Origin of the sequence: Bacillus salitolerans (assembly GCF_042680805.1) — a bacterium.
Classification (GTDB): domain Bacteria; phylum Bacillota; class Bacilli; order Bacillales; family SA4; genus Bacillus_CJ; species Bacillus_CJ salitolerans.
Genome location: NZ_JBHUEM010000015.1, coordinates 36543 through 62768 on the forward strand (window position 1 = coordinate 36543; position 26226 = coordinate 62768).

30 protein-coding genes and 1 pseudogene are annotated in these 26226 nt (G+C 34.9%); 21 read left to right on the forward strand and 10 right to left on the reverse strand.

The window, feature by feature from the left end:
* Window positions 1–2 precede the first annotated feature (2 nt).
* On the reverse strand, window positions 3–293 hold the full coding sequence (locus ACFSCX_RS10955) for a hypothetical protein (protein ID WP_377928266.1): 291 nt from the start codon (window positions 291–293) through the stop codon (window positions 3–5).
* A gap of 136 nt (window positions 294–429) precedes the next feature.
* On the opposite strand from ACFSCX_RS10955, the gene ACFSCX_RS10960 reads away from it, so the two are divergent.
* On the forward strand, window positions 430–924 hold the full coding sequence (locus ACFSCX_RS10960; protein ID WP_377928267.1) for a hypothetical protein: 495 nt from the start codon (window positions 430–432) through the stop codon (window positions 922–924).
* 290 nt (window positions 925–1214) lie between these two features.
* Here ACFSCX_RS10960 and ACFSCX_RS10965 read toward each other — a convergent pair whose 3' ends face one another.
* Window positions 1215–2150, reverse strand: coding sequence for a CobW family GTP-binding protein (locus ACFSCX_RS10965; protein WP_377928268.1), 936 nt, complete (start codon window positions 2148–2150; stop codon window positions 1215–1217).
* A gap of 135 nt (window positions 2151–2285) precedes the next feature.
* On the opposite strand from ACFSCX_RS10965, the gene ACFSCX_RS10970 reads away from it, so the two are divergent.
* From ACFSCX_RS10970 to ACFSCX_RS10985, 4 genes are all read left to right on the forward strand, one after another.
* Complete coding sequence (locus tag ACFSCX_RS10970) at window positions 2286–3725, forward strand: PAS domain S-box protein (RefSeq protein ID WP_377928270.1); 1440 nt, start codon at window positions 2286–2288, stop codon at window positions 3723–3725.
* A 453-nt stretch (window positions 3726–4178) separates the two neighbouring features.
* Complete coding sequence (locus tag ACFSCX_RS10975) at window positions 4179–5126, forward strand: ATP-grasp domain-containing protein (protein ID WP_377928271.1); 948 nt, start codon at window positions 4179–4181, stop codon at window positions 5124–5126.
* Between the two features lie 156 nt (window positions 5127–5282).
* The gene (locus ACFSCX_RS10980) at window positions 5283–5867 is read left to right on the forward strand and encodes a DNA-3-methyladenine glycosylase I (protein WP_377928273.1); all 585 of its coding nucleotides are present in this window, start codon (window positions 5283–5285) and stop codon (window positions 5865–5867) included.
* A gap of 86 nt (window positions 5868–5953) precedes the next feature.
* Window positions 5954–6406 (forward strand): pyridoxamine 5'-phosphate oxidase family protein, encoded by a 453-nt coding sequence (locus ACFSCX_RS10985; protein WP_377928274.1) that lies wholly within the window; start codon window positions 5954–5956, stop codon window positions 6404–6406.
* 141 nt (window positions 6407–6547) lie between these two features.
* Here the strand turns inward: ACFSCX_RS10985 and ACFSCX_RS10990 are convergent, their stop codons facing one another.
* The gene (locus ACFSCX_RS10990) at window positions 6548–6742 is read right to left on the reverse strand and encodes a hypothetical protein (protein ID WP_377928275.1); all 195 of its coding nucleotides are present in this window, start codon (window positions 6740–6742) and stop codon (window positions 6548–6550) included.
* 123 nt (window positions 6743–6865) lie between these two features.
* Complete coding sequence (locus ACFSCX_RS10995) at window positions 6866–7342, reverse strand: spore coat protein (RefSeq protein ID WP_377928276.1); 477 nt, start codon at window positions 7340–7342, stop codon at window positions 6866–6868.
* A gap of 186 nt (window positions 7343–7528) precedes the next feature.
* Here ACFSCX_RS10995 and ACFSCX_RS11000 point away from each other — a divergent pair, with 186 nt between their 5' ends.
* From ACFSCX_RS11000 to moaD, 4 genes are read left to right on the forward strand one after another with little or no spacing between them, the layout of a single operon-like run.
* Window positions 7529–8797: a molybdopterin molybdotransferase MoeA gene (locus ACFSCX_RS11000; RefSeq protein ID WP_377928277.1), complete on the forward strand. Its 1269-nt coding sequence runs from the start codon at window positions 7529–7531 to the stop codon at window positions 8795–8797.
* Window positions 8788–9312, forward strand: coding sequence for a molybdopterin-guanine dinucleotide biosynthesis protein B (gene mobB, locus ACFSCX_RS11005; RefSeq protein WP_377928278.1), 525 nt, complete (start codon window positions 8788–8790; stop codon window positions 9310–9312). The genes ACFSCX_RS11000 and mobB overlap by 10 nt, the downstream gene beginning before the upstream one ends.
* Complete coding sequence (locus ACFSCX_RS11010; protein ID WP_377928279.1) at window positions 9309–9782, forward strand: molybdenum cofactor biosynthesis protein MoaE; 474 nt, start codon at window positions 9309–9311, stop codon at window positions 9780–9782. The genes mobB and ACFSCX_RS11010 overlap by 4 nt, the downstream gene beginning before the upstream one ends.
* Window positions 9775–10008, forward strand: coding sequence for a molybdopterin converting factor subunit 1 (gene moaD, locus ACFSCX_RS11015; RefSeq protein ID WP_377928280.1), 234 nt, complete (start codon window positions 9775–9777; stop codon window positions 10006–10008). The genes ACFSCX_RS11010 and moaD overlap by 8 nt, the downstream gene beginning before the upstream one ends.
* Before the next feature lie 215 nt (window positions 10009–10223).
* Here the strand turns inward: moaD and ACFSCX_RS11020 are convergent, their stop codons facing one another.
* Genes ACFSCX_RS11020 through fdhD form a run of 3 tightly spaced genes read right to left on the reverse strand, consistent with a single transcriptional unit; the run spans window position 10224 to window position 12316 of the window.
* Window positions 10224–10463, reverse strand: a complete 240-nt coding sequence (locus tag ACFSCX_RS11020) for a hypothetical protein (RefSeq protein ID WP_377928281.1) — start codon at window positions 10461–10463, stop codon at window positions 10224–10226.
* Between the two features lie 14 nt (window positions 10464–10477).
* The gene (gene moaA, locus ACFSCX_RS11025) at window positions 10478–11497 is read right to left on the reverse strand and encodes a GTP 3',8-cyclase MoaA (RefSeq protein ID WP_377928282.1); all 1020 of its coding nucleotides are present in this window, start codon (window positions 11495–11497) and stop codon (window positions 10478–10480) included.
* A 27-nt stretch (window positions 11498–11524) separates the two neighbouring features.
* Window positions 11525–12316 (reverse strand): formate dehydrogenase accessory sulfurtransferase FdhD, encoded by a 792-nt coding sequence (gene fdhD, locus ACFSCX_RS11030; RefSeq protein ID WP_377928283.1) that lies wholly within the window; start codon window positions 12314–12316, stop codon window positions 11525–11527.
* Between the two features lie 441 nt (window positions 12317–12757).
* Here fdhD and ACFSCX_RS11035 point away from each other — a divergent pair, with 441 nt between their 5' ends.
* The 8 genes from ACFSCX_RS11035 to ACFSCX_RS11070 all read left to right on the forward strand — a co-directional run bounded on the left by ACFSCX_RS11035 (window position 12758) and on the right by ACFSCX_RS11070 (window position 20459).
* Window positions 12758–14029 carry an L-lactate MFS transporter gene (locus tag ACFSCX_RS11035; protein ID WP_377928284.1) on the forward strand — a complete coding sequence of 424 codons (1272 nt, stop codon included), beginning with the start codon at window positions 12758–12760 and terminating at the stop codon, window positions 14027–14029.
* Window positions 14030–14101: 72 nt separating this feature from the next.
* Window positions 14102–14461 carry a Na-translocating system protein MpsC family protein gene (locus ACFSCX_RS11040; RefSeq protein ID WP_377928285.1) on the forward strand — a complete coding sequence of 120 codons (360 nt, stop codon included), beginning with the start codon at window positions 14102–14104 and terminating at the stop codon, window positions 14459–14461.
* 365 nt (window positions 14462–14826) lie between these two features.
* A complete protein-coding gene (locus ACFSCX_RS11045; RefSeq protein WP_377928286.1) occupies window positions 14827–17187 on the forward strand; it encodes an FdhF/YdeP family oxidoreductase in 2361 nt (786 codons plus the stop codon).
* A gap of 790 nt (window positions 17188–17977) precedes the next feature.
* Window positions 17978–18124: a hypothetical protein gene (locus ACFSCX_RS11050; protein WP_377928287.1), complete on the forward strand. Its 147-nt coding sequence runs from the start codon at window positions 17978–17980 to the stop codon at window positions 18122–18124.
* A 133-nt stretch (window positions 18125–18257) separates the two neighbouring features.
* Window positions 18258–18398, forward strand: a complete 141-nt coding sequence (locus ACFSCX_RS11055; protein ID WP_377928288.1) for a hypothetical protein — start codon at window positions 18258–18260, stop codon at window positions 18396–18398.
* Between the two features lie 149 nt (window positions 18399–18547).
* Complete coding sequence (locus tag ACFSCX_RS11060) at window positions 18548–18703, forward strand: hypothetical protein (RefSeq protein WP_377928289.1); 156 nt, start codon at window positions 18548–18550, stop codon at window positions 18701–18703.
* A 121-nt stretch (window positions 18704–18824) separates the two neighbouring features.
* Complete coding sequence (locus ACFSCX_RS11065) at window positions 18825–19757, forward strand: manganese-dependent inorganic pyrophosphatase (RefSeq protein ID WP_377928290.1); 933 nt, start codon at window positions 18825–18827, stop codon at window positions 19755–19757.
* Window positions 19758–20258: 501 nt separating this feature from the next.
* Window positions 20259–20459: a cold-shock protein gene (locus tag ACFSCX_RS11070; protein ID WP_377928291.1), complete on the forward strand. Its 201-nt coding sequence runs from the start codon at window positions 20259–20261 to the stop codon at window positions 20457–20459.
* A 108-nt stretch (window positions 20460–20567) separates the two neighbouring features.
* Here ACFSCX_RS11070 and ACFSCX_RS11075 read toward each other — a convergent pair whose 3' ends face one another.
* The gene (locus tag ACFSCX_RS11075; RefSeq protein ID WP_377928292.1) at window positions 20568–20687 is read right to left on the reverse strand and encodes a YjcZ family sporulation protein; all 120 of its coding nucleotides are present in this window, start codon (window positions 20685–20687) and stop codon (window positions 20568–20570) included.
* 162 nt (window positions 20688–20849) lie between these two features.
* Here ACFSCX_RS11075 and ACFSCX_RS11080 point away from each other — a divergent pair.
* Window positions 20850–20927: pseudogene (locus ACFSCX_RS11080) on the forward strand (YjcZ family sporulation protein); the annotation flags it as partial.
* Between the two features lie 110 nt (window positions 20928–21037).
* On the opposite strand, the gene ACFSCX_RS11085 reads toward ACFSCX_RS11080, so the two are convergent.
* Window positions 21038–21739, reverse strand: coding sequence for a hypothetical protein (locus ACFSCX_RS11085; protein ID WP_377928293.1), 702 nt, complete (start codon window positions 21737–21739; stop codon window positions 21038–21040).
* 83 nt (window positions 21740–21822) lie between these two features.
* Complete coding sequence (locus ACFSCX_RS11090; protein WP_377928294.1) at window positions 21823–23061, reverse strand: MFS transporter; 1239 nt, start codon at window positions 23059–23061, stop codon at window positions 21823–21825.
* Between the two features lie 111 nt (window positions 23062–23172).
* Here ACFSCX_RS11090 and ACFSCX_RS11095 point away from each other — a divergent pair, with 111 nt between their 5' ends.
* The 3 genes from ACFSCX_RS11095 (at window position 23173) to ACFSCX_RS11105 (ending at window position 26127) form a co-directional block, all read left to right on the forward strand.
* A complete protein-coding gene (locus ACFSCX_RS11095; RefSeq protein ID WP_377928295.1) occupies window positions 23173–24975 on the forward strand; it encodes an ABC transporter substrate-binding protein in 1803 nt (600 codons plus the stop codon).
* Window positions 24976–25111: 136 nt separating this feature from the next.
* Entirely contained in the window at window positions 25112–25546 is a 435-nt protein-coding gene (locus ACFSCX_RS11100) for a MarR family winged helix-turn-helix transcriptional regulator (protein ID WP_377928298.1), read from the forward strand.
* 74 nt (window positions 25547–25620) lie between these two features.
* Window positions 25621–26127 (forward strand): hypothetical protein, encoded by a 507-nt coding sequence (locus ACFSCX_RS11105; RefSeq protein WP_377928296.1) that lies wholly within the window; start codon window positions 25621–25623, stop codon window positions 26125–26127.
* The last annotated feature ends 99 nt before the right edge of the window (window positions 26128–26226 follow it).

Sequence of the window (26226 nt, forward strand, 5' to 3'; positions counted from 1 at the left end):
CGTTATCTAACATGTATGATTTCATTTGTTTTTTCATCATATAAAACCACTAGCCCGTTTTCAAACTCTAACCTCCATAAATTTTCTTCTGTATTTTGAAAAACAGAAAGGACTTCAGAAGCTCCATTTTGTTTTGCGTAATTAGTTGCTCGTTTTACAACATCATCAAATTGTTCAAGTAGCTGTATTTCATACATATTCTGATCCGAATCGGACGGTTCGCTTCGTTTAACAAATGAACATGCACACAAGAAAATTACGAACAAAACAACTAATAGCCAGTTCTTTTTCATTAAAATCTACCTCCACCAATGTACAAGCTAATTGTTGTTATCAACTTATTCGACTACAGCGGAAAGTATAACCTTTAGTTTCATAGTATCACTATTCTTGGTCATAATAATTCTAAATATATATCGAGGTGATATTGTGAAGAAACAATGTCTATTACTGTTTTGTATAATACTATTTTTTTCGAATGAGGTAAATGCAAGGCATCAGAGGGTATTTACAACTCCTTCTAACGGATTAGTTTCTATTCATGCTGCAGTTGAACAATTTGAAGGCATTGTAGGAAAAGAAGTCGCACTTCCTACAAAACTACCCTTTAATCCAACACATCAATTTGGAGAAATAAAGTCTGATAACAGCCTAGAGCTAATGTATGTAAATGATAAAAAGTTAAATAATTTATTTATGATCATCATTAAACCTTCGAAAAAAGAGTTAAGCATTCAACCTGGACAAATAGGAAAATGGATTGAACTGAAGAACGGAGCAAAAGCAATCCATAAAGGAATAGGAGAGGCTTATTCAATTGAGTTTATTACAAGTGGTCTAGAATATCGTTTATTAATTACCAAGGATACTGATATTCCACGGAAATCAAAAGCATTACTAGATGCCGCTAACTCCTTACAATAATTCCGAAGAATGGAAAGTTAACATTCCTTCTTACTTAGCGAAAGGTGTTGAATTAGACGCAGTTATTGTGAATAATTCATCGACTGATGTTTATGGTGAAGAGAGTGAAAGAAAGCTCTTTTATACTTGTACAAGAGCAATGCTGAATTACATGTGAATTATTTAGGGAGAATTTTCCCTTTCATAGTGGGAATAAAGTCTAAGCTTTATCAAGAAAAATGGTAGAGAAACTACCTACCTTAATAAGTAAAAGGATACAAATTACAAAATTCGTATCCTTTTTACTTTAATTATTTCGAATTCGATTCCCGTTCTAGCTGCTGAAGTTCTTGTCTGATTTGTTCAACAGGAAGGTTTTCACCAATAAATACAAGATTTGTAGTTATCTTAATAAGTTCCTTCATGTACAAAGGCATCCCGTATGAGTACTGAAATAGAAACAGTGAATCAGAATGAGTAAATCGAATATATCCCTTAATTCGATATATTGTGTCAGGCATATTTCGGATCCAGTCCTCGAATATGTCAATATTTACTGGTACAGTGAAATTATAGACAAACGTTTTCAACTGAAGATGATGGTGAACATGTGTTGCTTCATAACCCTCAGCTATTTTCCGGTTCGCCGTATTATTAACTTGAAAGTCCTTTAAATGGACTTTAGCAAATCGAGTAAGAAGCAGTTTCCCATAAGAGTTTATTTGTTGAATTTCATAAGACAGCTGACCCTGAAGCATCTCCGTAATTTCATCGATTTTATTGATGAGAATAACATCGGCATACTTAACTTGTTGTAATAATAAAGATTGTAGCTGTGGACTCAAACTTTTCCGATCACACCATCTATTAGCGTCAATGAGGGTAATAACTGCTTCAACATTCAATTTTTCAATAAGGATAGGTGACATGCAAGCATCTACCACTTCTAGTGGGTGTGCTACTCCTGTTGTTTCGATATAGATGGCATCTAACTTGTGTAATTGGACAAGTTCTTGCAATTGTGCCTCTAACTGCCCTTGAATGGTACAGCATACACATCCATTTAAAAGTTCTTTTAAAGGAATATCCCCATCAACAGATCTTGAATCAATAGAGACTTCACCTAATTCATTCATTAAAACGGCAATATTTCGATTAAATGATTTTTCTTGTTCAAGAATGTTTTTTAAAAGGGTAGTCTTACCTGCCCCTAAGAATCCAGATAAAATATATATAGGTACCTTCATTTCATTCTCCTCCGTATATTCAATATAATAAGAGTTACATTTATAGATATCAATTATATAATAATTACAATTATTTGTTTGAACAAATCGTGTTATTATACTCATATAGATATTTGCTATGAACGGTGGGAGTATATGAATAGTCTATCTTTATTTAAACAATTTTTCTATCAGTCCCGAGTACCACAAATAGTTAGTTATAAAGATTCCATGGAATTGGAAGCTAACGATGCATTCTATGAATTTATTGGATATAAAAAAGAAGAATGGAGAACACTAACAGTAGAAGACGTATCTCATCCAGAAGACTATCATCTTGATTTTCAGTTATATCTAGAAATATTAAATGGAATGAGAAAAGAATATCAGATTGAAAAAAGGTATATTCATAAATCTGGATTGATTTTATGGGGGTTACTTCATGTTTCCAAAATTGAAGATCCACATACCGGAGAGTGTTGTTTGTTGGCACAAGTGATGGATATAACTGAGAAAAAAGAAATGGAACATTCGCTACGACAAAGTGAGACTAAGTATAGGTTGTTAGCCGAGCATTCCTCCGATATGATAAATTTGCACGCAGTGGACGGGACATTCTTATATGTTTCTCCTTCAGTCAAAACCATTTTAGGTTACAACCCATATGAATTGGTAGGCAAGTCCCCCTATGATTATATCCATCCAGAAGATAGATTTAGTGTGAATAAGGTCCATGAACAATTATTGAGAAATGGTAATAATGGTCTTTTTACATACCGAATAAAAACAAAAGTAGGAGAATATGTTTGGATAGAAACAGCTGTGAAAGCAGTTATTAATGAACATACAAAAGTAGTTAGCGAATTAATAACTGTTTCAAGAGACATACAGCAACGTAAGATGACGGATGAGATGCTTAGAAAGTCCGAAAAACTGGCAATAGTAGGTCAATTGGCAGCAGCAGTTGCACATGAAATACGAAATCCTCTTACATCTATAAAAGGATTTGTCCAGTTGTTCTCCCTTGATAAAGAGAGCATTTCAAACAAATACTTAGAAATAGTACTTACTGAACTTAATAGAGTCGAAGAGATAATTACAGAATTTTTAGTTATGGCAAAGCCACATCATGAAAAGAGAAAGTCAATTTTTGTTGATCAGATTGTTGAGCAGGTTGTTCAACTACTTGAATCACAAGCTTTATTTAGTAATAAGGAAATTGTTGTTGACGTAAAATCAACCATTTCCTCTATTGACGGAGATCCCAATGCCCTCAAGCAAGTTTTTTTAAACATTATTCAAAATGGATTAGATGCCATTCAATCAAAAGGGACTATCTATATAGAAATAACTCAATGTGAACAAAATATTTCTATTTCAATAATGGACAACGGTATAGGAATTCCAAAACAACGAATAGGTAAGTTAGGTGAACCTTTCTATTCGACCAAGGAAAAGGGAACTGGTCTTGGATTAATGACGAGTTATCGAATTGTTGAACAGCACAATGGAACACTGGAAGTACACAGTGAAGAGGCAAAAGGAACCACTGTTACAGTTAAATTACCGGTTTGGCGTAATGAGACCCCTTTTTAATATAGGTGTATTATTTCTTTATATACTAAATCATTAGGGGGGTTTTTGTATAATCCCGAGTTTTATGGTAAGTTTACTTTAATTTAAAGATAGAAAGAAAGCAAAAAAATCAGGCTAGAATTACTGATGTAAAAGAAACTATTGAGTATGCAGTTATAATGATTTTGTTAATAACTCCCACTTGCGAAAGGGACATAAAACTATACAATTATTCATTATCTAACCGTGGACTAAGACAAAATTTATTTGGAACACTAGCACAAATTGAAAGAATTTCAGAAGATGACCAGTATGATTGTCACATCTGTTACTGCAAGCTACACCCCCAGTATGAGGAAATGGAACGATTTGCTAGTAATGACGATAGTGGTAGAATCAAGTAAGTTGCTGACGAAATGATTCAGTTTTGTGTTCAAAGAAGAGGAATGAAATCAATTTGAAGGGAATGCTAAAATGGAGAAAATTTATATCATACACGAAAACAACGATTGGACCGTTCATTTAACAAGACGTTTGAATGAACTTGGTTTACCATATGAGGAATGGCATATGGCAGAAGGGAAGGTTGATTTGACAACGACCCCACCACAAGGGATCTTTTACAATCGAATGAGTGCATCTTCTCATACTAGAGGTCATCGCTATGCTCCAGAAATTACGACAGGATTATTAAGTTGGTTAGAGTTCTATGGAAGGACTGTCTGGAATGGGAGTCGGGCACTGCAACTTGAACTAAACAAAGTGTTACAATATTTAGCGCTGAATAAACAGGGAATTCAGACTCCTAAAACAGTTGCAGCTACAGGGAGAGAGCAGATACTCGAGGCAGCTAAGTCCTTTGAATTTAAACAAATAATTACTAAGCATAATCGAGCAGGAAAAGGACTTGGTGTTCAACTTTTTGATCATTATAATAGTTTGCAAGATTACATTCTAGGAGAAACGTTTGAAGAACCAGTTGATGGAATTACTCTTATCCAGGAATATATACAGTCACCAGATCATTCCATAACACGGTGTGAGTTTATTGGTGGTAAGTTTCATTATGCAGTACGAGTAGATACATCTGATGGTTTTGAGCTTTGTCCAGCTGAAGCTTGCCAAATTGGTGACTTATTTTGTCCAGTTGGTGAAGTAAAAGAAGAAAAGCCAAAATTTCAAATTATTGAAGGATTTGATGATCCAATCATTAAGTTATATGAAAGTTTTCTTGCTGAAAATCAAATAAAAGTAGCGGGTATTGAGTTTATAAGAAACAGAGATGGTGAAATTTTTACATACGATGTAAATACAAACACAAATTATAATCCAGATGCAGAAAAAGTGGCAAATAAATTCGGTATGCTCGAATTAGCAAAGAAATTAGGTGAAGAATTAGAAGCTATCAGGGTTAAGTTTTAAATAATGGACGGGGCTTTGGATATTTCGTAAAGTCCCGTTTGTTTTGTTTTAGGCATTTTCCTTCAAATCTTTGAAAAAGGACTTTATAATAAAAGAATAAAAGGTTCATAAAAATGTATAAAATTGTACATAAGTTGAACATTTGGAGGAGCAAAAGTGGATAGATGTACGTGGGTTAATGAAGATCCTTTATATTTAGAATACCACGATAATGAGTGGGGGGTTCCCGTTTTTGATGACCAGCTATTGTTTGAATATTTGAATTTAGAAGGAGCACAAGCGGGACTTAGCTGGTATACAATTCTTAAAAAGAGAGAGAACTACAGAAAAGCTTTTGACAATTTTGATCCTTCGAAAATTATTCATTATAACGATCAGAAGATAGATGAGCTTATGAAAAATAAAGGCATCGTCCGGAATCGTTTAAAGATTAATGCTGTTAGAACAAATGCAAAGGCTTACTTTACAGTTATTGAGGAGTATGGTTCTTTTCGGGATTATATTTGGTCTTTTGTAGATGGAAAACCGATTCAAAATCACTTCCATACCTTAAAAGAGGTTCCAAGTTCAACACCAATAAGTGAACGCTTAAGCAAAGATTTAAAGAAACGAGGATTTAAATTTGTAGGCAGTACTATTTGCTATGCATTTATGCAAGCAACAGGAATGGTCAACGACCATTTAGTTACTTGTCAATGTTATCGAGGAAGTCATCAAATCTCGTCAAGTACTAGTTATTAAAATCCAACCATTTGTTTTTTTCTGTTTAGTTAGGGTACATTATAATAGGAAAATACTTATTAAATCCTAAATAAGGAGTGTTATTGATGGCAAAGACGTTCGATACTTTACCTCAACTATTAATTGATGATTTGAGGAAAGAGGTAATTGTATCTCTCATTACCGTTACCGCTGAAAATGAAGCACAGGTAAGTGCGGTTTCTTGGCTTCTACCAAGCGAAGACGGAAAAAAAATAGCGATAGCTGTAGGACATAAAGGTTCTAGTATCTCAAATCTAGAAAAAAATCCAAACGTCACGTTAGGAGTACTTGCAGTAGACACGTATTATTCCATAAAGGGAAAAGCATCTGTGTCTGAGATTATTGAAAAAACAATGAAATATAGAGTCATAACTATTGAAATTACTGAGGTAGAAGACGCTATGTTCTATGGAGGGAAAGTAGTCCAACTACCAAAGTATAAAAAAACGTATGATGCAACGCTTGCTGAAAAACTAGATAATGAGGTTCATGAGCTATTACTTGAATACTTAAAATAGAAAGAAGGGGCTGTCCGATAAGTCCCTAAAAAATCGGCCTTTCTAAAATGTGGGTTTGGTCACTTACATTTTTACTAGATAGGACGATTTTTTTATACTCAAAAAAATTATTGAACAGCCCCCTCTTATTTAATTACTGAATTAAAATTTATGAAGATCAATACGGAAACGAGCATCCATCACTCTTTGTTCATTAACGGTATCTTCATTTGTAGATATCTTTTCCTCAGATTTTCCATTAGGTAAGCCAGTAGCAACATGGTTATGTTCATTAATTAAATGCTGGTCGTTTGAAATGTAAATAAAGGAATTCGTTACATGGTCTTCATTTTTCATGAATAAAACAATCCTTTCATTTTGTTATCGTAACAATATTTTATATTGTTTATGTAGGAATTATCCATATAGAATTAAAAGTCGAAGAGCAAAGTAGTAAGCTCTTCAACTTCTACTAGCATGTCACATAGATAGTGCTTTCTGGGCGAGCGATACATCCCCTTGTAGGAGTTTATTTAAGTTATATGAAGGATAAAGTCCTTTCTCATACATATAAAGAAAAATTTGCTCATGAGCTTTTATCAATGTGTTAAGCTGCTTTGTTAATACGGTACGTAACTGTGGAGATGCTGTTTCCGTAATGGCAACTGAGTAGTTTCTGACACCTGATTTTAAAAATGCAAGTAAATCACCCGCATAAAAACTATTATCTAAACGATATTCACTTGATTGACCTGGCATGGGAGCATGAGGGTAAAACTGTAATAATTCTTTAATACTAAGTTCTATACTATTGATCGTTGATTCATAAATCTTTTTGAGTTTTGTATCAGTTATTTGATTTAGAGCCTCTTTCATTTTCATTAAACCTATTGAATTAAAGACCGTAATTTCATGTAGTTCTAAAGTTTCATGCCATGCTAGTGTTTTAATTTCCATTTTCGTCAGCCCTCTCTAATTTAGTCAATTATTAATATGCAACGGATAGCAATAGGGAAGCTTTACCTAATAAATATGGGCATTTAAATGTTGGTTTTCGTTCAAACTTTTATAGAGTGTAGAGCATGAATTATGTGGAAAGGTATGCTACATTACTTGTATGAATACTTTTTGGAGTTGAATAGGATGGTAGAAATTCGAAAGCCAATATCAATAAGTGATGCAGTAAGGCGAGTTATGAATTTTACAAGACAAGGAGAAGTGGTGGTAATCCCAATATCAAAAGCTTATGGTCATTTCCTAGCTGAAGATGTAGTTGCTACTCATAACGTACCACCGTTTGATCGTTCACCATATGATGGTTATGCTATTAGAGCAGAGGACAGTAGAGAGGCGAATATAAACAATCCAATTGTGTTTGAAGTGATTGATGTGATTGGTGCAGGCTATGTATCTAATAAAGAGGTAGGATCTAACCAAGCGGTTCGTATCATGACAGGTGCTCAATTGCCAAAGGGATGCAACGCTGTTGTTATGCTTGAATTAACAAAAGAATTCGAACAAGAACAAAAGAAATATTTTTCCATAAACCGTTCCTTTTTACCTGGAGATAATATTTCCTTAGAAGGTGAGGATACAAAAGTAGGAACGGTACTGGTTAAAAAGGGCACGAAAATAAATCCAGGCGTACAAGCACTTTTAGCTACATTCGGTTATTCAGAAGTTAAGGTTGCAAAAAAACCGATGATAGGTGTTTTTGCCACAGGTACGGAATTGTTAAATGTTAACGAACCTCTTCAGCCAGGAAAAATACGAAATAGTAATTCATATATGGTTTGTGCCCAGATTGAGAGAAGTGGTGCCGAAGCTGCGTACTATGGGATACTCCCAGATAATTTTGAGGTTAGTTATAATTCATTATTAGATGCCCTTGACCGAGTGGATATACTCATCACTACAGGGGGGGTATCAGTAGGTGACTATGATTATTTACCTGATATCTACAAAAAGCTAGGGGCAAATGTATTATTCAATAAAGTTGCGATGAGACCTGGAAGTGTAACAACAGTAGCTGAATGGAATGGCAAGTTATTATTTGGTTTGTCAGGTAATCCTTCTGCTTGTTATGTCGGTTTTGAATTGTTTGCACGACCTGCTGTACGTACTCTACTGTTTAGCCAAGAACCTCACTTAAATAAGGCGCAGGCAATCCTTCAAGCGGATTATCCAAAGCCAAACCCATTTACAAGACTTGTACGAAGTACGGTTACCATTCAAGATGGGCATCTTGTTGTGAAACCTAGTGGTTTTGATAAATCTAATGCAGTTTCATCTTTAGCGAATGCAAATGCATTAATGGTTTTACCCGGGGGAACACGAGGGTATGAGAAGGGGATGAAGGTAAATGTTTTATTGCTTGAAGATGACGTGGGGTGTGAATGGCCTTGGAGCTAAAAGAGCGAATTATCCAGGTGGTAGGTTACCAAAATAGTGGGAAAACAACGTTAATAAGTCAACTTACAAAAATGCTAACAGAAGAAGGCAAAACAGTGGGGGTTATTAAGCATCATGGTCATGGCGGGATCCCATATCTTGGAGATGATGATAAAGATAGTGAGAAGCATCGATCTGCGGGTGCTAAAGTAGTTGCAGTCGAAGGTAACGGAACAATACAATTGACTGCAACTGATACAAAATGGAACCTATCCTCTATCATCAATATATTTGAATCGTTTGAATTGGATTCTATCATTATAGAAGGTTATAAAAGCGAATCATATCCAAAGGTTGTAATGATTAATGATGCAGAGGATGTTGAACTCATGAAATCCCTCACTAATATCATTTGCGTGATTTCAACTTTTGCCTATCCAGGAGATGAACCCAATCCTTTTCCATATTATATAAGAGGCGATGATGAAGCCACATATTTACGATTAGTAACTGAAAAAATGAGGGGGATGAAATGACATTGAAATTATTTGAAGTGATTGACCAACCGATTCAAACACAAGAAATCATAGATAAGGTAGTTGGTAGAAATGTTGGTGCCATTACAACCTTTATTGGTACAGTACGGGAGATGACAAAAGGGAAGAAAACACTATTTTTAGAATATGAGGCATATGTGCCTATGGCTGAAAAAAAACTAGAACAAATTGGAGTAGAAATCAAAAAAAAATGGACGGAAGCAAGCGTAGCCATTACCCATCGTATTGGTCGACTTACAATCTCTGATATTGCAGTTGTAATTGCAGTTTCCACTCCACATCGGAAAGATGCATATGAGGCGAATGAGTATGCTATCGAGCGAATTAAAGAAATCGTTCCAATTTGGAAAAAAGAACATTGGGAAGATGGTGAAAAGTGGATAGGAAATCAATTGGAAACAAAATCTTACCCAAAAGGTTATCCTGAAAAGGAGGATATTGATGATTAAAGTATTATTTTTCGCCCATCTAAAAGACCAAGTAGGAGTAGGTAATATAGAGGTACAAGAAGATCAACTAACTGTTAAAAGCTTGCTAGAGAAAGTAGTGAAAGAATACTCGTTGTCTGATATAGATCATATTATGGTATCAATAAACGAAGAATATGCAGTAAAGGATGATATCATTAGATCAGGGGATGTTGTAGCACTCATACCGCCAGTTAGTGGGGGATAGAAAATTGTACATAATATAGGCATAACTTTAATTAAAGTTATGCCTATTGTTATTGTTTAGGATACTATTAAGCGCATCATTTGTGGATAGCTGAGTGATGTTCGTACGAATCCGGCTCCAGCGCCCAGCCCTAGAGGTCAAATAATCGGTAATGATAAATGAGAAAGGTCACCCCCTTTTCTTCATTAAAGAACATTCTCTCGCATTTTGTTATTCTAATATAGTAGTTGTTCAACTAATTCTTCAATTTTTCTGTTCCGTACTATTTGTTCTTCATCTGTCGATAAGTCATACTTCTTCAACAAATGAAATAATTCATTTAGTTGGTGCTGATTTATTTGGGTAGTAAGAAATAACTTGCATCTTTGGGCAAGAGTTTCTGGTAAAAAAGGTAATTGTTCAACCAGCTTGTTTTGTACATCTTCAAGAGAATGGTCAATGTTACATGGACTCAAAATTCTTGCCCTCCTCAGCCTCCGATATGAGACATTTCGATTTTATGTTTCTTTATCGTTACATCGCTCCGCTCTACAGAATATTGGTCAGTTCGATGAAACCATATAGTTTCAAGAAGTGATGAAAGTTGTTCATCTGTATCATTGGCTCTAATTGGTGTACGTAAATCATGACCATTTGATGCAAATAAACACGTATAAAGAGTCCCTTTTGCAGAGATTCTTGCACGATTACAGGTTGAACAAAATGCGTCTGAAACAGATGATATTACACCAATTTCCACTTCTGAATTTTTATATCTATATCTAGAAGCAACTTCACCCGTATAATTTGGATCAATTGGTTCTAGTGGCATGACTTCATGAATATCTTGAATGATTTGTTTCTTCGGATATACATCATCAAATCTCCACTTGTTTGTATTTCCTACATCCATAAATTCAATAAAGCGTAATATATGTCCTTTTTCCCGGAAGAACTTCGCCATAGGAATAATTTCATCCTCATTCATCCCGCGTTTTACTACCATGTTGATTTTTACTAGTAGCCCAGCTTCATGTGCTGCATCAATTCCATCTAAAACAGTTTGAACGGAAACCCCTTTACCATTAATTCTGCCAAAAACATCATCGTTTAATGAATCTAAACTAATAGACACTCTATGAAGACCAGCTTCTTTTAAAGTCTTTGCATACTTTGGAAGTAGTGACCCATTTGTGGTCATTGCAATGTCTTCAATCCCGTCAATTGAGCTTATCTTTGATAGTAAGTCTGGTAGATTGCTTCTCATAAGAGGTTCCCCGCCTGTTATACGAATCTTTTTGACGCCTAGAGATTGGACGAAAATCTTTGTTAAACGTTCAATTTCTTCAAATGAGAGTAACTCATCTTTTTTTAAAAATGGATAATCAGGACCGAATAACTCAGCAGGCATACAGTACGTGCAGCGAAAATTACACCGATCCGTGACAGAGATACGCAAATCACGAAGGGGGCGATTTAATTGGTCATATACATCTTTTTTTGATGTCATTTCTAAAAGCCTCCTTCCACTAATCCTTTATCCTTGAACAATTCGCTCAGGATGAGAATATACATTAAATGAGCTTCCTCGGATAAACCCAACTGCTGTTATATTTAAATCGTCGGCGAGCTTTATGGCTAAGTCTGTAGGTGCGGATTTTGATAAAACAATTCCTACACCAATTTTTGCTGCTTTTACAAGAACCTCAGATGAGATCCGTCCACTGAAAACGATAATCTTATCACGTACGGATATACGATTTAATAAACTATATCCATATAATTTATCGAGGGCATTATGTCTTCCGATATCTGTTCTACTTACGATAATCTCATCCGGTGTACATAATGCTGCGTTGTGGACACCGCCAGTTTCTTGAAAAACAAGACTTCCCTCTTGCATGAGTTTCATTAATTGTATGCATTGTGCTGGAGTAACAGTAGTTGTGGCTGTTGATGTTTTAGCTGTTCTCGCATCGTTGTGGAAATAAAACTGTCGACTCTTTCCGCAACATGACCCGATAAAACGTTTTGAATAATACTGCTGACTAGTCGTTACTTCTGTAAATAAGTCAATATATGCATAGCCTCGACCTTCATCAATGGACATGGATTTTATCTCATCTCGGAAGCGAATCACTCCTTCAGACGCTAAAAATCCAATGACCATTTCTTCGAAGTGAGTTGGGGTACAAACCATCGTTGCAAATTCTTTATTATTGATAAACACCGTTAAGGGGAATTCAGTAACGACCATATCATCCAATTCTTCGAGCTGTCCATTTTTATATTTTGTTATTTTATAGCTTTTACTCATGTTAGGTATCATCATAATCACCCATTATCTTAGATTACTAAAAATATAAACACATAATGATTTAATAGACAAGTAATAAACATTTACCTTTTTTAAAGATATACTATCATTCCTAATTGATAATCATTATAAAAAGTAATAAATTAATATTGCACATTGAAAAAGGACGTGTTAATATTTTTACAAAAGTTCAAAAACTTGTAACATTTTGATTCGTGATAGCGATCCTGTCTTCGGATTAAATTGTTGTAAATAATTGAAAGCGATTAACTGTTGGTCCGATAGTAGCGTTTCCTGCTTGAAACTAACCGTCAATCTAGCTTAAAGTGTATGTTCTTTACCATGCATTTTAAGTAAGGTTGACGGTTTTTATTATTTTACACGAAAACAATAGCTTTACGAACAAACAATATGAACAAATTGTACTGTTAGAAACACTAAGGGGGAAAATCTGTGAAAAAAACAAAAAATCGTTGGCTCATAGCTGCGTCGGCAGTTGGAATTCATATTTCCATCGGATCCGTATATGCATGGAGTAACTTTACAACTCCGCTAATGGAGGAGTTTAATTGGTCTGCGAGTCAAGTACAATTTACTTTTAGCTTAGCTATTTTATTTTTAGGATTATCTGCTGCATTCTTAGGTCACTTTGTTGAAAAACATGGACCTAAAAAAGCAGGTCTATTAGCAGCAGCTTTCTTTGGGGCAGGTATTATCGGATCTGGGTTAGCTGTAAAACTAGGTTCATTACCATTGCTATACATCACTTATGGTGTCCTTGGTGGGATTGGACTTGGTGTAGGGTATATTGCTCCAGTCTCTACACTAGTAAAGTGGTTCCCTGATCGGAGGGGACTTGCAACAGGTCTTGCTATAATGGGATTTGGATTCGCAGCTGCAATTAGTAGTCCAATTATGGATTCCTTAATTAAATCTGTTGGAACGGCAAACACCTTTTATATTCTTGGAGTATCATATTTAGCAGTTATGGTTTTATCATCCCTATATTTAGAAAAGCCTGAAGAGGGCTGGGTACCAGCTGGATTTAAAGAAAAGCTTCAATCAGGGAAATCAAAAATTAAGACAGACTTATCACAGTTAACAGCAAATGAGGCAGTTAAAACGTCAAGATTTTGGTACTTATGGATTATGTTATTCATAAATGTAACTTGTGGTATAGCAATTCTATCAGCTGCAAAACCATTAGCACAGGAGAGTATTGGTTTATCAACTGCCGAAGCCGCTGCGCTTGTAGGTATTTTAGGTTTATTTAATGGATTCGGACGAATTGGATGGGCTTCCATTTCTGACTACATTGGAAGACCTAACACTTATACAACGTTCTTTGCTTTACAAATTGTATTATTCTTTTTATTACCACACACATCTGCAGCCCTATTATTCCAAGTTATGTTAGCGGTTGTATATACATGTTATGGTGGAGGATTTGCTTCGATTCCTGCATACATTGGAGATCTATTTGGGACAAAACAACTCGGTGCGATCCATGGCTATATATTAACTGCTTGGGCAGCAGCAGGCTTGGCGGGACCTATGTTTGCTGCATGGGTGAAAGATACAACAGGTAGTTACGCAGGAAGCTTGTCATTCTTTGCAGGTCTCTTTGTAATTGCCTTAATTGTATCACTTTTAATACGACGTGATATTCATAAACTACGAAAACAAAACGAAGCAACAAACACTTCGAGTACATTAGCCGGATAAAAAACTTTATTCTTAATAATAGGTGTGGTACAATACCAATCATGCATAGCCTCTAATAGGTAGGAGGGTAACATGAACAAGTACGAAGCGGAATTTAGTAATCTCGTTCGCTCCTTTCGAAAGAAGCATATGGGAAAAGGACCGAGCAAAATAACGACCACTTTTTGCAAAAATTGGGCGATCTGTGAGATGGAAGGAAATCTCTCTCCTGTAGAGAAATTTATCGCTAGTGCGGATGAAGGAAAACAAGCACTACGAGCTGCAAGGACAGAAATGGTGAAAGAAATGTACCGAAAGAACCCTCCGAATGAAATGGAAGAGTTTCTGGGCTGTAAATTTTTGGAACTATTTGTAGATATAGATATAGACCGAGATTTTGGAATGTCCATATTTGTTTTCGATCAGAACATTCAAGAAAAATTCTCAAAATAAAATTAAGGTATGGCACTTGACAGCGAACCTGTTAAAGACTAACCACCGTATAACTTCCTAACAGTTGTTGGAGAGGGAAATCGGTGGTTTTTTATTTTTTTGGCTTGTAATTTATTCCTATTATACAATGGATCATGAGTTTTCTTTAATGTCTAAACATCATCATATTTATAAATTATAACAAGAAAAAAGGATATCTTCCGAAAATATAGTATATAGTGAATAGTGAAAACGCTTTCTTCATTATTTTCATAAGAAAAATTAGACTATCGTTAAATCAACGGATTTATCGTTAGTCTAGTTTTTCTAACTATTTGAATAAATTAAAGTAAATAAACTTGTTTAATAGATTAGGAGTGAATCAAATGGGACAAACAAAACACCAGGGACCTATTAAAGCAACGAAAGCACTTCAGCCAAAACACTGGGTTAGTCCGATTCCGTTTGGGTTAGGGAAGGTAAAGCCACAACATTTTCGAGACACCATGAAAATTGCCTGGGATAATAAGGATAATTTAGGATATGCCACAAGAATTATCACACAAGGCGTATGTGATGGATGTGCATTGGGGGTTTCGGGACTGTATGACCAAACTCTGAAGGGACCTCATATGTGTACAACAAGATTAAATGTCCTTCGATTAAATACGATGCCTGCAATAAAGGAAGAAGTCATTCATGCAGATATTGATGAATTACGTAAATACGATAGTACAGAGCTAAGAAAATTGGGACGAATTCCGTACCCACTAATAAGACGTAAGGGAGAAAGAAAATTTTCTCGAATTTCATGGGATGAAGCCATGGATATGATTGCAAATAAGATGAAGAAGCTAGATCCAAAGCAATATGCATTTTATTTAACTTCTAGAGGGATCACAAACGAATCGTATTATGTAGCTGGAAAAGTTGCTCGTTTCTTAGGGACTAACAACATTGATAACGCATCTCGTATTTGTCACTCGCCAAGTAAAACTGCTCTTAAGCGTTCAATTGGTGTTGGTGCATCAACCGCGAACTACCAGGACTGGTTCGGAACTGATGTACTTCTATTCTGGGGAAGTGTAGCATCTAACGCTTCACCTGTATCAACAAAATATATGTTAGAAGCAAAGAAACGGGGAACAAAAATCATTGTAGTAAATCCATACAGTGAGCCTGCGATGGATAAATACTGGATTCCTTCAAATATGGAGTCAGCATTGTTTGGAACGAAGATTGCTGATGACTTTTACCAAGTAAATATTGGTGGAGATATAGCATTTATGCACGGAATCATGAAACACTGGTTTGAAATGGAAGAGAAGCAGCATGGTTCTGCTATAAACCATAAATTTGTTCAAGAACATGTGAATGGATATGATGAATTAAAAAATACGGTTCAAAAACAAAGCTGGGATAATATCATGAAGTCGTCTGGAATAACACATGAACGAATTGTGGAATTAGCAGAATTATTAGCTAAAAGTAAAAATGCCGTATTTGCATGGGCACTAGGCTTAACGATGCATTCCTTTGCTACTGATAATATATCTCAAGTTGCCAACCTAGCACTATTACGTGGTTATATAGGTCGTAAAAATAATGGTTTGATGCCATTCCGTGGTCATTCATCTGTACAGGGTGCTGGTGAAATGGGAGCGGACCCATTTGTATTACCTGGTGGTGGTTTTGATGCTGGGAATATTAATCGTATCGAGAAACTTTGGGGTTTTGAGATTGGAAAGTGGCAAGGAGATATTGTTGGTGTGACACTTGAGAATATAGTACTACCACAAGATCATGAACGTAAAATCAAACTCTATTATCTATCAGGAGGAAATTTCTTAGAAACAATGCCTGATCCACATTTTGTTGAAAAAGCACTATCTGAACTTGACATAAGAGTTCATCAAGACATCATTTTAAATACATCCACTCTTGTGGATGCAAAAGAAGCTGTCATTGTCCTTCCTGCTAAAACTAGATATGAACAAGAAGACGGAGGGACTTCTACATCTACAGAACGAATGGTATATTTTTCACCTGAAATTGAAGGGAATAAAAATGAAATCAAAGAAGCACGTGCAGAGTGGAAAATTTATATTGATCTGGCTAAACGAGTAAAACCAGACACGGCTCATTTAGTGGATTTTAAAACGGGTCAAGACATTCGCAATGAAATAGCTATTGCAAATCCCGATTATGATGGAATTCAAGACTTAAAGAAACAAGGTGACGTATTCCAATGGGGGGGAGCATGGTTGTGTGAAGGAGGCGTATGTCCTACACCTGATGGAAGAGGAAATTTAATATCAGTTGAGATCCCAGACCTTGGAAAAAAGGAAGGGCAGTTTGTTGTTACATCACGTCGTGGAAAACAATTTAACTCTATGGTTTACAAAGAGACTGACCCATTTAATGGAGCAGACCGCTACGATGTTCTTATGAATAAAGAGGATGCAAAGAAGTTGAGCATTTCTGAGGGAGAAGCGATTGTAGTTTACAATGGTTTTGGTGTATTCCAAGGAAAGGCTAAATTTGTAGATATTGCAAAAGGAAACTTAGAAGTGCATTTTCCAGAAGGAAACTTCTTGTTACCAAGAGGACGTTATGAAAAATACGCTGGTATACCAGATTATAATATAACAGTTACTGTTGAAAAAGCAGAGCGTTTTAATGCAAGAAAGGATTCCCAGTATTTAGAAAAACGAATTGACGATTTAGAAGTTGATGCACCAGCATAATAGAAAGGCAGGCTTAGCTCCTGCCTATTTTTATTGTTTAGGAAACAAAAAAATGATAGCGGAGTGATGTGCGTAGTAATCCAGCAACAGCGCCCAGCCCGCCAGCGGCTAACTGGGGCGCGCTGATCCTTTTGTTCTTCAATAGAATAATCTTGGAACAGATTACTAATAATCCCTTCTATTTACTAGTGAATGAGAAGTGGAAAACCTTTATAATCCTAGATGTAAGCTATTATTAGCTAACACTCCCTTATTAAATATTCGTAACTTTTACCATCCTGTTTTACTAGTGACTATTATAGAAACTGAACAAAATATAGATACGGAATGCCAATTATTATCTGCTTTGAAGTTTCGCTCCTTTTAAAAGAGATTACGGAAGATCAGATTGCGGTGATCCACCTGAGGTAAGTTCAGGGTTTCTATATCGGTTACGGTAAAATGGGACTTACATAGTAGTATAAAAAAACGAACCTACATTCATTTAGTAGGTTCGTTTTTCTTAATTATTTGGAAAGTATAAAAGTTTTCAGCAAGAGAATCGGCTAGTGACTTGGAATCCAGCTCCAGCACCCAGCCACTCGAGGTCAAATAACTCTAAATGAGAAAAAGGGGAAAAGCACCATTTTTATCATTTAGGAACATTTGCTCTGCCATAGGCTAAAAGGGCGCCCTGAGCCTATTGTTCTGCTATCGAATTACATAATTAAGGTTAATTTCTTAATTAGAGGGAATACTATTTTATGATTAAACCTTTGTCATACGATGAAAAAAGGAGGCATATCAGCACATGGAGGAAAAGGATAAAACACATAATATTTCAGGATCCTTTCAGGTGATAGAAGAATCACGTCGTGAACAACTAGATGCGATTAAGGATAAATACGGTTTGGATGAAGAATCCCTCTATTATGCTCGGCAGTTTATGGAAGATTAATGGTATGTGCTTCTATCCTAGAAAATATACTTGTAGAAATACTATTTCTTTCGTGGCAAAACCCACCTGCACTTGTTCATCTTCATCTCCTTTAAATGAATAGGTATTAGATATATTGCGAGGGAATGTTCAAATGAACAAAAAGGTTATAAAAGCATTAGAAGAACATTTATTAGGTATAACGATAGCATTTCTAATTGCATTACTAATTTTTACATTAGCCTTTGATTATGAATTCGCCAAAGGAGTAATTCCTTCATTTTTTAACAAGTAAGGTATTAATATAATAGAACCAACATAAATAAACTCGTGCCGTTCTGTACGGGTTTTTCTATTACACTAATACTGATAATGAGGGTATAAAGAGGACAAACGTACTAAAAAATAGTCGGGGAATAATAGTATAAATGCGAGGTGATAAGGATGAATAAGGAAAACACGACGAATCAAATGGACCATAATTTAGAGAAATATTTTGGAATTGAAAAAGACAAGAGTTTACAAGCTGTTAAATATGCAACTACCGATAATACTTATTTTAATGAGCATGCAGAAATGAATGATGTTAATAATGAGTAGTTCTTTTATATGTTTTTTATACGATTATCTTTTTCTATATAGAATATGTAGTGTAAAATAGAATGTGGATTAACATACATAATGAATAAATCCATTATTACATAATGTAAGGAGTAGGGTTATGGAAAAAGTTCTTGTTTTCGGACATAAAAATCCAGATACAGATTCAATTTGTTCTGCTATTGCTTATTCGGAATTAAAAACTAAGCTAGGATTACATGCTGAGCCTGTCCGTCTTGGAAATATTAATGGAGAAACACAGTATGCGTTAGATTATTTTAACGTCAATGCACCTCGATTAATTGAGACAGCAGCAAATGAGGTAAATGGAGTCATCTTAGTTGACCATAATGAACGTCAGCAAAGTGTAAGTGATATCGACAGCGTTCGAGTTTTGGAAGTAATTGATCACCATCGTATCGCTAATTTTGAAACAAGTGATCCTTTGTATTATCGTGCAGAGCCTGTAGGATGTACAGCTACAATCCTAAACAAACTCTATAAGGAAAATGGGGTTGAGATTAATAAGGATATTGCAGGATTAATGCTATCAGCTATTATTTCAGATTCATTACTATTTAAATCTCCAACATGTACACAGCAAGATGTAGCTGCTGCCCGTGAATTAGCTGAAATAGCTGAGGTGGATGTAGATAGCTATGGACTCGCTATGTTAAAGGCTGGGGCTGATTTAAGCCAAACATCGATTGAAGAATTGATTACACTTGATGCGAAAGAATTCCAAATGGGAAATTATAAGGTGGAAATAGCACAAGTAAATGCTGTGGATACAAATGATGTAATGGGACGTCAAAAAGAGCTAGAGGAAGCAATAACAAACGTTATAAATGAAAAAGATCTAAACTTATTCTTATTTGTCGTAACGGATATTTTAAATAGCAATTCGATCGCTTTAGCACTAGGTAATAATACGGAAGCGGTGGAAAAGGCGTATAATGTAACACTTGAACACAACAAGGCATTATTAACAGGAGTTGTATCACGCAAAAAACAAATCGTTCCAATATTGACAGATACTTTAAATAAGATGTAATACATGGTTTAAGAGGTAAAGTCGTTTGGTTGATATGGTATAAACTAGCACGGAAAGTTGTAAATGACTGGTATTGATTTAGATGGTGACTAGAAAAGATACCGGCTTTAAAGAAAATGAACATCCGGTGTAAACTAAAATCAGAAATACAAACGACAAATGTTTCTGGATCAGATTCAATGATGGATAACTATCAGCAATCAGTTCCACTCTGTTAAATTTAAAGGTACACGGTAACGAATTAGAAAAAATAATAGGGATAAATCATGCAATATAAAGTAATCAATGGGGAGATCCATTGGTTCTCTTTCTTACCAAATAGAATTATATGTTCTTTTTATTAGTTAACATTGATTGTAAATGCTTGTTTTAGATGAAAATGTTTACAAGTAATTTTATTTTACGATAAAAATTTTATAGGTTTAATTTAACATATCACTGGACATAATAAGCAAGCAAAGATATTTGCGACTTTTGAACATTGCTAGGAGGAAGTATTAAATGGAACGTGGTAAAGTTAAATGGTTTAACAGTGAAAAAGGATTTGGTTTTATTGAGCGTGAAGGTGGAGAAGATGTGTTCGTTCACTTTTCTGCAATTCAGGGAGAAGGTTTTAAATCGCTAGATGAAGGTCAAGAAGTGACTTTTGATATTGAAAATGGTCAGCGTGGACCTCAAGCGACAAACGTTCAAAAAGTGTAATGAAACGAACAATATAAACAGACCCTTCTACGGGTCTGTTTTTGGTTTTATTAGTCTACTCAAATAAAGTAAGTTCCTTTTTAGATCAATAAAACAACTATTTCCTATTTATAACCATGCAGCCCCTACAATAATTAATAAAATGAACAACACAACGATTAAAACAAATGAATTACCCCAGCCATAACCACCAACTGGTGCACCATAACCATATCCACAGCCGTACATATATGTCACCTCCTGTACGTTTTCCTACATTATATGTAAGTTTGTTTAGAGTGAGAGGGCATTCGCCTAATTGTGAGAGGCCCAAATGTTTTTTGCCTAAAACCCAAACGTTTCTGATGTTGTTTACATACTCTGTATTGAAACAGACAGGAGGTGAAGAAGATGAGTGGAGCAGGATATGCAGGTGCAGGCTTTGCGTTAATTGTTGTTCTATTTATCCTATTAATCATTGTTGGTGCTGGTGGCTATATTGGCGGTGCCGGTACTGGTGGATATGGATATGGTGGTTACGGATACTAAAACAGGAAAATGATAAAAATCCCCTGGCACAAAAGTGCCAGGGGATTTTTTTAGTGACTGCGCTGTCCTAGATATTCATTGAGTAAATCTGCAATATAGGAGGCTTCATCTTCTTTAAAATAAAAGATCATTTCATCTTCTATGTCTTGGTCGTCATGCTTCATAATTGTATGTCTATATAATACACCATCACCAGTTTCAATATCTTTACCTAGCTTTAAATGAATACTGTATTGATCGCGATCTTCATCTTCAATATGAATGTGCTTATCATTTGAGATCCATTCTACTTGTTCTTTTAGTTCCTCCAAGTCATCTTCATCAGAATGAACAAGTTCCTCGTATTCAATCTCTTGGTCATCGCCATATAATAATGTTTCTTCACTCAATCCCTCATCTAAATCATCCATATCCTGTTCAAATAAATCTTCTTCATCAATATCTCCAACGTATTCATGGAAAGATGCATGAACAAACCCTAATAATTCGTCAACATCACCAAATATCACCTTTGATTGAATGTTAGCTTCTTCGTGAAAATAAAAAGAATAAAACTCTTGGTTATTTGGGTCAAAATTAACGATACAGAACTCTTCTACATCGTCTAATGTTTGAATAGAAAACACAAATTCTGGATGAAAGGTTGTCGTATTTGTGTCAAACATAATTTCAAAATCATCAAAAGTTTCACAAAGGTCTGGGAGACCTAATCTTGTCGCATTTTCCATACGATGAAACCATTCTAAACTCATGCAAATCCCTCCTTCTAACAGACTTAATTATATTGTTACCAATTAAGTTCCATAACATAATTAAATGTGTAAAAAAAGGTTATTTACTTTCCCCAAAGCCTACTAAATCTACAACATACAAAAATCATAACATTTCCTATAAAGGCAAGCATAAAAACGTGTGATGGATTTATTAGCTCTGAAATCCAGCCAGCAGAGAAAATGGCAAATGGCATACTTAATTTAAATACAGATCCAGTAATTCCACTAATTCTTCCGATTAGGTGATGTGGAGTGGATTCTTGACGGTAAGTCCAAATACTAACACTGCAAATCGTACTTAATAATCCATTAAAGAAAAGGCCGATAGCTAAAATAAAGGAAGATGAAGCCATAAATAAAATGAAGTAGCTGAAGCCGATCAGTAAAGTTGTTATTGTAACGATTGCACCAGTCCCAAAATAATTACGTACTTTTCCAATAAAGAAACTACCGATTAATCCCCCAAGTCCAGCTGATGACAAAACCAATCCTAACTCTGCATTAGAGAGGTCTAATACATCTTTGGCAAAGAAGATAACAGTCGTATCTACCATTCCTGCTGTAGAATTAATAAAAATAACAGCAAGGGTTATGAGCCAAAGAGCTTTATTTCGATATAGCTCAATCCAACCTTCCTTTAACTCTCTCCAAAATCCTTCTTTTTTTTGAACCGATTGTTCTGCTTCTGTTTTTAGTAATAATAAAATGAAAAAGGAGATTGAAAAAGCAATTACTGTTATGAGTAGTCCTGTATATAGGCTAGACAACATAAGGATTAGCCCGGTTAGAGCGGGTCCCATAATCCCAATAAAAGTATGAACGAAGTTAAAGGATGCATTTGCAGATGTTAGCATACTTGTTGGTAAAGCTTGCTTAACAATACTCATCCTAGCATTAATGAATGCATAGTTAAACGTCATAAGCAAAAATCCGCATATATAGAACAATATAGGTGATGGTTTTCCATATTGAACTGAAAGGTACAAAATAATTAATAGGATAATCTGTAAGAAAATACTCCATAATGTCCACCGTTTTTTATCAGCGCGATCTACAAAAACACCAATAAACATAGCGAGAAACAGATTGGGAAGAAATTCTATTCCCCTCATCGTAGACATAGTTACAGCCGAATGAGTAAACTGATAAAGAATAAGGGGTAAGGCTAGTTCATAAATTTTACTTCCAAACGTCATAATAGATCCAGATAGTAATAATATGATAAAATTTACATTCTTCCAAATAGATGGTCTAGATCGCAAGGATATAGATGATGGTTGTTTTTTTTCAATCCATAACATTTCAATCACTCTCCTCTTTACTAGTACGATGAGGAAAATTATACTTTTAGAAAAGAGGAAGAAAAAGCGAAAGGTTTAAATGGTACATTTCGCCTTTTATGGGGAGTACATATGAATTCAGATTATTATTATATAAAAATTAGGAAGCACTTTAGTTCATATAGAATTGGTGAAAGCTTTACTGTAAGAATGGATGATCTTTTAGAAGTGATGGAGTGCACTCGAAGAAATGTACAATTACAATTTAATAAAATGAAGGAGAAAGGGTTAATTGAATGGAGTCCCGGGAAAGGCAGAGGAAATCCTTCTTCTCTTACTTTTTTACAGCCTGTTCAAGATCTGGTTATTGATAGAGCTAAACAGTTTGTTCTAAAGGGACATATTGACGAAGCTTGGAAGCTTATTGATACCCATGATATTGGTGCTGTAAAATTTGAGTTCTCAGAATGGCTATATCGCCACATTGGCTTTCAACAAGTTGATAACGATATGGATACATTAAGATTACCATTTTATCGACCTGTATTAGAATTAGATCCAACTTTTGTTCACCGAAGAACAGAAGCCCATCTAGTCAATCAAGTCTTTAATACACTTGTCACTTATGATGAGCGAACGGAGGAAATAACCTCGCAGCTGAGCTATTTTTGGGAGTGTAATCATACTAAAACAAAATGGCGTTTTTATATTCGAAAGGGTGTAAAGTTTCACCATGGGAAAGTATTAACTACTGAGGATGTTGAATTCACCTTTAATAGAATAATAAATGAGTCACATTTTGATGAAATAAGACGAACAATAAAAAATATCGAAAAAATAAGTACAACCATTATTGAATTTACTTTAAACGAGCCTAATGTATTATTTTTACATTATTTATGCAATGTTCGTTGTTCGATTATCCCAAAAGACTATATGGATTTAAATACATCACATCCTTTCACAGTTCAACCTGTTGGTTCTGGTCCATTCAAAATGGTCGAAAACAATGATTCAATATTAGTATTGGAAGCGCATGATCATTATTTTGAAGGAAGACCTCACTTAGATAGAATAGAGATGTGGGTTTGGCCAAATTATCAGGAACAAAAAGTACTAAGGAGGCTTGAACAGGATGATATATATTATGGTGAATTACCTGTGAGTAGAGAAACATACACGCAAGTTGAAAATATAGAACAAGGATGTACGTATCTAACCTTTAATCTTAGAATAAAAGGTCCACTACAAGACCCATTGTTACGAAAGGCAATTGATTTATGTATAAGTAGAGAGGATATGATTCAAGACAACCACATCAACGGAATAATAGCACATTGTTTTTTTCCTTCTATTAGTTTAAATGTTATTCAAAGCCAATCTGATGAATATAATGTAGCGGCGATCCTTGCTGAATCATCATCCTACAATGGTGAGGAGCTAACATTATATACATACGAAATGCCATCAAATGAAAGAAATGCATATTGGTTAAAAGAACGATTATTCCAAATCGGTGTTAAAGTAAAAGTTGTTATCCTCCCAATAAATCAGCTCTCAGATCCACATGTAATTATGAAAGCGGATATGATAGCTGCAGGGGAAGTACTTGGTGCAATAGCTGATGTTTCACTAATTGAAATGTTTACTGATAGAAATGGGTTTATTTATAATCATTTACATGACGATTATAGAAAATACGTAGACCATTTTGTTTCACTTTGTAAAAAAGATGAGAGAATTGAAAATAGATTGGAATATTTGTATCAACTACAAGTAATTCTTCAAGAAAATCGAAGCTATTTATGTCTATATCATGTGAAGCAAACGCTAAAACATAGTAACTCGTTAAGCGGAATTATGCTTAATGCTTGGGGTAAAGTCGATTATAAAAACATTTGGATAAGAAATTTCCAAGAAAAAGGAGCTTTCTAACAATTAGAGAGTTCCTTTTTTTGTCATAATTGATTTTGTAATATGGATTACTTTCGTGATATTCTTAAATTAAGTACACTTAATAGTTAAGTTAACTACAATATTTGCGGGGAAGAGGTCGAGTAAATTGGATTTAATGAAACTACTGTTAGAAACTCACGAGATTTCCGAGCAAATCCAAATGGTTTTTGTTAAACAATATCAAAACGTTCTACAAAATTATGAACTAACATCAAAGCACACTATCATCCTTCAACTTGCACACAAAAAAGAAAATCCCACTATGAATGAAATTGCAGAAATTCTTGGTGTTACACCTAGTGCAGCCAGTCAGTTTGTGAAAAAATTAGAACAAAAAAGATATGTAAAGAGAGAAGTAAATAAAAATAATAGACGTGAAACGTTTGTTCTGCTAGACAATAAAGGAAGAGCTTTTTTTGAAGAATTAAGTAGAATTGATCAATCCGTCATAGAGAAATATTTATTAAAACTACCAGAGCAAGATATTATCCAATATCATGCGATTTTAAAGAAACTGTACGACATCGTGGTTTCCACTTCGAATACTTAAACGAGTGTAAGAAAATGGATTGACTTATTCTTCCTATTAGTAGCAACATATGAACCTTCTAAGGAGAGGTGTATATGAATATCCCGATCGAAATCATTTATTTACTTGAACTTGTTATAGTCAGTATTGGATTATATAGAATTATTACATTTGTTAAAAAATATAAAGCTCTGCCTTCTAACATGAAAGTAGATGATAAATTGAGAGAAGTTGTACATCGACAGTTTAAGAATAAGATAATCGCAACTATTATTGCACGGGAGATACTTGTAATCTATTACCTTTTCACTAAAGCAGATAAACAATCTAATAATAGAAATGTTGAAGAATTCACAATATATAAGGATACAGGCTACACAGGATTATTGATTGCCCTTGTATCTGCATTAGTTCTAGAAGGGGTAGGTCTCTCTTTTTTGCTCCATCACTGGAATGCAATAGTTGCATGGATTCATATTCTCCTTAGTCTGTACGGAATTGCCTTTCTTATAGGTGATTATAAGGCGATAAAAAGAAATCCATTTCTATTGAATGAATCCCAATTAATTATGCAACTTGGATTGAGATATAATATGATGTGACCGTCAAGTAGAATGACACAATTTCTGCTCATTAATTTGAAACACTTTGCTGCTCAAATATCGTTGATCTATGTTTCATTCTCCAACTATCTTCATTTA